We start from the raw sequence: 6,833 nt of genomic DNA, 5'->3' as shown, positions 1-6,833 counted from the left end.
CCGGTACATCGATGGCCGTCGCCACCGACGCCCACACCTCACCCAACGGCGACGGCCTGATGCACCGGCACGGCCCCGACCCACCCACCGGCCGGACCCGGGCAACACCCGGAAGAGCTACGCGTGCGTGAGCTCCACCTGGATCTCGACCTCGACCGGCGCGTCCAGCGGCAGAACCGCCACACCGACCGCGCTCCGGGCGTGCACGCCCTTGTCGCCCAGCACGGCCCCGAGCAGCTCGCTCGCGCCGTTGAGCACACCCGGCTGCCCGGTGAAGTCCGACGCCGAGGCCACGAACCCCACGACCTTGACGACACGCGCGATCCGATCGAGGTCGCCCACCACCGACTTCACCGCCGCCAGGGCGTTCAGCGCGCACGTACGGGCCAGTTCCTTGGCCTCCTCGGCCGTGACCTCGGCCCCGACCTTCCCGGTGACCGGAAGCTTCCCGTCCACCATCGGGAGCTGCCCCGCGGTGTACACGTACACGCCCGACTGCACGGCGGGCTGGTACGCGGCCAGCGGCGGAACGACGCCCGGAAGGGTCAGTCCCAGCTCGGCGAGCTTCGCCTCGACAGCCCCGCTCATGCGGACTTCTCCCGCTTCAGGTAGGCCACGAGCTGCTCGGGGTTGTTCGGCCCGGGCACGACCTGCACCAGCTCCCAGCCGTCCTCGCCCCAGGTGTCCAGAATCTGCTTCGTGGCGTGGACGAGCAGCGGCACGGTGGAGTATTCCCATTTGGTCATGTGGCCGACTGTAGCCTCTGGCGACCACCGGCTCCCGCCCGAGCCACCCGCCGTCCCGCCGCCGCAGGCACGGCTTGTCCACAGCCTCCTGCGTACTCCGGCGGCGGACTGGTTAGGCTCGAATACGTGAGCAGGCTCCAGGTCGTCAGCGGCAAGGGCGGTACCGGCAAGACCACGGTAGCCGCGGCCCTCGCGCTCGCCCTCGCGACCGAGGGCAAGCGCGCCCTTCTGGTCGAGGTCGAGGGCAGACAGGGCATCGCGCAGCTCTTCGAGACAGAAGCGCTGCCCTACGAGGAGCGGAAGATCGCCGTCGCTCCAGGGGGCGGGGAGGTGTACGCCCTCGCCATCGACCCCGAACTGGCGCTGCTGGACTACCTCCAGATGTTCTACAAACTGGGCGGCGCCGGCCGCGCCCTGAAGAAACTCGGGGCGATCGACTTCGCGACCACCATCGCGCCAGGGCTGCGGGACGTACTCCTGACCGGCAAGGCCTGCGAGGCGGTGCGGCGCAAGGAGAAGAGCGGCCGCTTCACGTACGACTACGTGGTGATGGACGCACCGCCCACCGGCCGCATCACCCGCTTCCTGAACGTCAACGACGAGGTCGCCGGCCTCGCGAAGATCGGCCCGATACACAATCAGGCCCAGGCCGTCATGCGTGTCCTCAAGTCCCCGGAGACGGCGGTCCACCTGGTGACGCTGCTGGAGGAGATGCCCGTACAGGAGACCGCGGACGGGATCGCGGAACTGCGCGCGGCGAAGCTTCCGGTGGGCCGGATCATCGTCAACATGGTGCGCCCGGCGCTCCTCGACGGCGTCGATCTGGAGCTGGCGAAGGACGCCCCCCGTTCGGCGATCGCCAAGTCGCTCTCCTCGGCCGGTCTCGGCGGCGCGCGCCGCGGCGGGCTCGCGGAGCGGCTGGTGGACCCGCTCCTCCAGCAGGCCGAGGAGTACGGCGAGCGGTACACGCTGGAGACCGAGCAGCGGAGCGTGCTGGCCGAACAGGGCCTGCCGTTGCGCGAACTCCCGCTGCTCGCCGAGGGCCTGGACCTGGCGGGCCTGTACGAACTGGCCGCACTGCTGCGTAAGCAAGGGATGTCATGAGCCTGGACCCCGCCCGCGTCCTCGATCTCGACCCGCTGCTCGACGACCCGGAGACCCGCATCGTGGTGTGCTGCGGCTCGGGCGGCGTCGGCAAGACGACCACGGCGGCGGCCCTCGGGCTGCGTGCGGCGGAGCGCGGCCGCAAGGTCGTCGTGCTCACGATCGACCCCGCGCGCAGGCTGGCGCAGTCCATGGGCATCGACTCCCTCGACAACACTCCGCGCCGGGTGAAGGGGGTCGAGGGGAGCGGCGAGCTGCACGCCATGATGCTCGACATGAAGCGCACGTTCGACGAGGTCGTCGAGGCGCACGCGGACGGCGACCGGGCGGCCGCGATCCTCAACAACCCCTTCTACCAGTCGCTTTCGGCGGGCTTCGCCGGCACGCAGGAATACATGGCGATGGAGAAGCTGGGCCAGCTCAGGGCGCGCGAGGAGTGGGACCTGATCGTGGTCGACACCCCGCCGTCCCGCTCGGCGCTGGACTTCCTGGACGCCCCGAAGCGGCTCGGTTCCTTCCTCGACGGGAAGCTGATCCGGCTGCTGACGGCGCCGGCCAAGCTCGGCGGCCGGGCCGGCATGAAGTTCCTGAACGTCGGGATGTCGATGATGACGGGCACGCTGGGCAAGCTGCTCGGGGGCCAGCTCCTGAAGGACGTGCAGACGTTCGTCGCGGCCATGGACACCACGTTCGGCGGCTTCCGTACGCGCGCCGACGCCACGTACAAGCTGCTCCAGGCGCCCGGCACCGCGTTCCTGGTGGTGGCGGCGCCCGAACGGGACGCACTGCGCGAGGCCGCGTACTTCGTGGAGCGGCTGGCCGCGGAGGAGATGCCGTTCGCCGGGCTGGTGCTCAACCGGGTGCACGGGAGCGGGGCGACCCAGCTGTCCGCCGAGCGGGCGCTCGCCGCCGCGGAGGATCTCGACTCGGCGGAGACGGAGACCGTCGCCCCCGACACCACGCAAGCCACCGAACCCGGCTCCACGCATGCCACCGAACCGGGCTCCACGGAATCCGCCGAGCCCGGCAGCTCGGATACCCCCGACCCGGCCACCGCGGACCGCCCCGATTCCGCCAACGCGGAAAATCTTGCCGACGTCCGCATTGTGGATCAGACGGCCGGGAAGGCTGGACTTCGTAACTCTCCTGACACGTACGGCAGTTCAGAAGCAGCAGCTTCCGGCGCATCAACTCCTGACGAGGGCTCCCCCGCCATCACGGACAGGACGGCCGGCACGGACCACGGCACCACCACGGACCACACCATCGCCACGGACACGACCGCCGCCACGGCCCCCGAGCGATCCATCGACCAGCTCACCGCGGGTTTGTTGCGGCTCCACGCCGAGCGCATGCAGCTGCTCTCCCGCGAGCAGCGCACGCGTGACCGCTTCGCCGCGCGCCACCCCGAGGTGCCGGTGGCCGAGGTGGCCGCGCTGCCCGGCGACGTGCACGACCTCGCGGGACTGCGGGACATCGGGAACCGGCTCGCGGCGCATCGGCCGGAGCTCCCCGAGAGCTGAACGCGGACACCCTGAAGGGACGCTTGCGGAGCCCCCTGGCGCCTCGTGGGTGCCTCGTGACGCCCTCAGCCATTGAGAGAGCGTCAGGCACCGCCCTGCCGGCCCCCGCGGGCCTCCGTACGGCCCCGTAGGCCCGTACGAGCCCATGGAGCCAGGAGCCCCGGAGCGACGTCCCCGGCCGCGCGATGAGCGTGACGCCCCCGCCGCGGTCCGGAGCCGCATCCCGGCAGCTACGGGTGAACCAGCTATGGGTGAACTCCCGGCGATGGATGAACTCCCCGCGACGAGCGAACCCGCCCGCCCTCAGGGAACTCGCCCGCGATGGGCGGCTCCCCTCACCCCACCGCCGCGTAGCGCTCGTACACCTCTTCCTCGTCGAGGGGCAGCAGCCCCGCCCCGCGCTCGTACTCCGTACGCGCGGTCTCGAGCAGGCGCCGCCACGAGGTGACGGTCGGCCGCCGGCGCAGCAAGGCGCGGCGCTCGCGCTCGGTCATGCCACCCCACACGCCGAATTCGACGCGGTTGTCGAGCGCATCGGCGAGGCACTCCGTGCGAACCGGACATCCGGTGCACACTGCCTTGGCCCTGTTCTGCGCTGCTCCTTGAACGAACAGTTCATCTGGATCGGTAGTGCGGCAGGCCGCCTGCGCACTCCAGTCGGTTACCCAGCCCATACCGGCGCCGTCCTCTCCCGAATCGAGGCTCCCCCACGGCGGCAGCGGCATATTCACCGCCGCCAGTTGAGGACGTTACGGAAGGTGGGCACAGCGCAACACCCCCTTCGGGCCCAATCTTGAATGGCCCGAACGGACTATGCGTAAGCGGCAGATCACCCGGGGGAGTGAGCCGAGGACATGCGCGACCATCCCGGCAAACCAGGACAGTCAGGTCGAGTCACAACGGACGCCATGTGACACACAAGGCTGATTCGGACACGTGCTCCACAGGATCGCGGAACCTCCGGAACGATTCGGGGTCGCCGGACGTATTGATACGTGGCCGCACTGCTGTGACAGTTGAGAGCAGCTTAGGCCAAGGCATATACGCGTGTCCGGCGAATGAGAACGTAGGCTGCCCTCATGCCAAAGAAGCGCTCGGGCGGTGGTCTGTCCCCTACGCAGCAGGCCGCCAAGTTCCTCGGTGTCAGCGTGCTCGCGGGCGCCGTCATGGCCGGAATCGCGCTGCCCGCCGCGGGCGCGCTCGGTCTGGCGGCCAAGGGCTCGGTCCAGGGGTTCGATGACATTCCGGACAATCTGAAGAGTCCGTCGCTGAGTCAGCGGACCACGATCCTGGACAGCAAGGGCGGTCAGATCGCGACCGTCTACTCGCGCGACCGCACGGTGGTCGACCTCAAGAACATCTCGCCCTACATGCAGAAGGCGATCGTCGCGATCGAGGACTCGCGCTACTACCAGCACGGCGCGATCGACCTGAAGGGCATCCTGCGCGCGGTCAACCAGAACGCGCAGAACGGCGGCGTGGCCCAGGGCGCCTCCACCCTGACCCAGCAGCTGGTGAAGAACTACTTCGTGGAGGAGGCCGGCGACGACCCGACCAAGGTCGCGCAGGCCACCCAGCAGACCCTCGGCCGCAAGGTCCGCGAGCTCAAGTACGCCATCCAGCTGGAAGAGAAGCTGGGCAAGAAGAAGATCCTCGAGAACTACCTGAACATCACGTTCTTCGGGGAGCAGGCCTACGGCATCGAGGCCGCGTCCCAGCGCTACTTCTCCAAGCCCGCCAAGAACCTGAACCTCCAGGAGGCGGCGCTCCTCGCGGGCATCGTCCAGTCGCCGAGCCGGTACGACCCGGTCAACGACGAGGAAGAGGCGACCAAGCGCCGCAACACCGTGCTCCAGCGCATGGCCGAGGTGCACGACATCTCCCAGGAGCAGGCCGACGCCGCCAAGGCGACGAAGCTCGGGCTGCACGTCAGCCAGCCGAAGAACGGCTGCATCACGGCGGTCCAGGGCGCCGGCTTCTTCTGCAAGTACGTGGAGAACGTCTTCCTGAGCGACCCGGTCTTCGGCAAGACCAAGGAGGACCGGGCGAAGATCTGGAACCAGGGCGGCCTGACGATCCGTACGACGCTCGACCCGCAGTCGCAGGCGTCGATCCAGACGTCGCTGAAGAAGCACGTCTGGAAGTCCGACAAGGTCGCCGCGGCGGCCACCCTGGTCGAGCCCGGCACCGGCAAGATCCTCGGGATGGGCCAGTCGAAGCCCTTCGGCTACGGGAAGAACGAGACCGAGTACAACTACTCGGTCAACTACGACATGGGCGGCTCGAACTACGGTTTCCCGACCGGTTCGACGTTCAAGCCGTTCGTGGCCGCGGCCGCGCTGGAGCAGGGCAAGCCGGCGACGCAGGAGTACTCCTCGCCGAACTCGATGCTGTACCCCAGCCCCGTGCAGACGTGCAGCAGCAAGCCGTGGACCAACCAGGCGAACGAGCGGGTCCCGAACGAGAGCGCGTCCGAGAAGGGCCCGTACCAGCTGAAGGAGGCCATGGCGAAGTCGGTCAACACCTACTTCGTGCAGATGATCTCCGACATCGGCCTGTGCCCGGTGATGAACCAGATCGACAAGCTCGGCGTGGTCCAGGGCAACGGCGACAAGCTCCCCGAGGTGCCCTCGATCGCCCTGGGCGCCAAGGGCATCTCGCCGCTCACCATGGCCACGGCGTACGCCGCCTTCGCCTCCCGCGGCATGTACTGCACCCCGGTCGCCATCGAGTCGATCAGCCAGCAGATCGGCGGCCGCGAGAAGTCCCTGGACGTGCCCAAGTCGACCTGCTCGCGGGCGATGTCCGAGACCACCGCGGACACCGTCAACAGCCTGCTGAGCGGCGTGATCGACTCCGGTACGGGCCAGCAGGCCGGTCTCACCGACCGCGCCAACGCCGGTAAGACGGGTACCACCGACGAGCGCAAGAACGCCTGGTTCGTCGGCTACACGCCGAACCTCTCCGGCGCCGTCTGGGTCGGCAGCGCCACCCAGCAGGTCCACATGGTCAACATCGAGATCGGTGGCGTCTACCAGGCCAAGGTGTACGGCGGTCAGGTCCCGGGACCGATCTGGCGCGACCTGATGACCGGCGCCCTCGTGGGCAAGGACGCCCCGTCCTTCAACCTGATCAACATCCCGGACCCCGACAAGAACAAGGGCCAGGGCCAGGACGACAACAACAAGGGCCGCGGCCGCCACGGCAGGGGGAACGGCAACACCACCGACGGCAACACCATCAGTGGTCTGACCGACGGCGGAGTGACGTTCCCGTCGCCCACGTTCTCCCTCCCCGACGGCTGGATCCAGGGCAACACGAACAACGGCAACGGGAACGGCGGCCAGCGCTGACCGGTACGCCGGAGACCGGCACGTGAACGCGTGAGCGCGTGAACGGCCGACGCCCCGTGGCCCAGGATCGACTCCTGGACCACGGGGCGTTCGCCGTAAGGGGTGTT

Annotated in this window: 6 protein-coding genes; 3 read left to right on the top strand and 3 right to left on the bottom strand. The window is 69.0% G+C overall.

The genetic code is table 11. The annotated features are described in order from the left end of the window. Window positions 1–117: 117 nt before the first annotated feature. A complete protein-coding gene (locus tag ACFWI4_RS33495) occupies window positions 118–588 on the bottom strand; it encodes a RidA family protein (protein ID WP_261704750.1) in 471 nt (156 codons plus the stop codon). Next, window positions 585–746, bottom strand: coding sequence for a DUF4177 domain-containing protein (locus ACFWI4_RS33490; protein ID WP_261704751.1), 162 nt, complete (start codon window positions 744–746; stop codon window positions 585–587). The genes ACFWI4_RS33495 and ACFWI4_RS33490 overlap by 4 nt, the downstream gene beginning before the upstream one ends. A 126-nt stretch (window positions 747–872) precedes the next feature. On the opposite strand from ACFWI4_RS33490, the gene ACFWI4_RS33485 reads away from it, so the two are divergent. Further along, window positions 873–1,850, top strand: a complete 978-nt coding sequence (locus ACFWI4_RS33485; RefSeq protein WP_385398561.1) for an ArsA family ATPase — start codon at window positions 873–875, stop codon at window positions 1,848–1,850. Next, on the top strand, window positions 1,847–3,373 hold the full coding sequence (locus ACFWI4_RS33480; protein WP_387204036.1) for an ArsA family ATPase: 1,527 nt from the start codon (window positions 1,847–1,849) through the stop codon (window positions 3,371–3,373). The genes ACFWI4_RS33485 and ACFWI4_RS33480 overlap by 4 nt, the downstream gene beginning before the upstream one ends. A 335-nt stretch (window positions 3,374–3,708) precedes the next feature. On the opposite strand, the gene wblA is transcribed toward ACFWI4_RS33480, so the two are convergent. After that, window positions 3,709–4,047 carry a transcriptional regulator WblA gene (gene wblA / locus ACFWI4_RS33475; RefSeq protein ID WP_028799159.1) on the bottom strand — a complete coding sequence of 113 codons (339 nt, stop codon included), beginning with the start codon at window positions 4,045–4,047 and terminating at the stop codon, window positions 3,709–3,711. 405 nt (window positions 4,048–4,452) lie between these two features. On the opposite strand from wblA, the gene ACFWI4_RS33470 reads away from it, so the two are divergent. Further along, on the top strand, window positions 4,453–6,726 hold the full coding sequence (locus tag ACFWI4_RS33470) for a transglycosylase domain-containing protein (protein ID WP_387204033.1): 2,274 nt from the start codon (window positions 4,453–4,455) through the stop codon (window positions 6,724–6,726). Window positions 6,727–6,833: the final 107 nt, after the last annotated feature.

It is taken from the genome of Streptomyces sp. NPDC127038 (assembly GCF_042725875.1).
In the GTDB taxonomy this organism is placed as follows: Bacteria; Actinomycetota; Actinomycetes; order Streptomycetales; family Streptomycetaceae; genus Streptomyces.
Note: the sequence above shows the minus strand (reverse complement) of the source record. Positions and strands in the feature narration are given on the sequence as shown.

What these genes read in the sequence shown, in the direction of transcription:
- ACFWI4_RS33490 (WP_261704751.1), bottom strand. Translation starts at nt 746, where the DNA reads ATGACCAAATGGGAATACTCCACCGTGCCGCTGCTCGTCCACGCCACG.
- wblA (WP_028799159.1), bottom strand. Translation starts at nt 4,047, where the DNA reads ATGGGCTGGGTAACCGACTGGAGTGCGCAGGCGGCCTGCCGCACTACC.
- ACFWI4_RS33480 (WP_387204036.1), top strand. Translation starts at nt 1,847, where the DNA reads ATGAGCCTGGACCCCGCCCGCGTCCTCGATCTCGACCCGCTGCTCGAC.
- ACFWI4_RS33470 (WP_387204033.1), top strand. Translation starts at nt 4,453, where the DNA reads ATGCCAAAGAAGCGCTCGGGCGGTGGTCTGTCCCCTACGCAGCAGGCC.
- ACFWI4_RS33495 (WP_261704750.1), bottom strand. Translation starts at nt 588, where the DNA reads ATGAGCGGGGCTGTCGAGGCGAAGCTCGCCGAGCTGGGACTGACCCTT.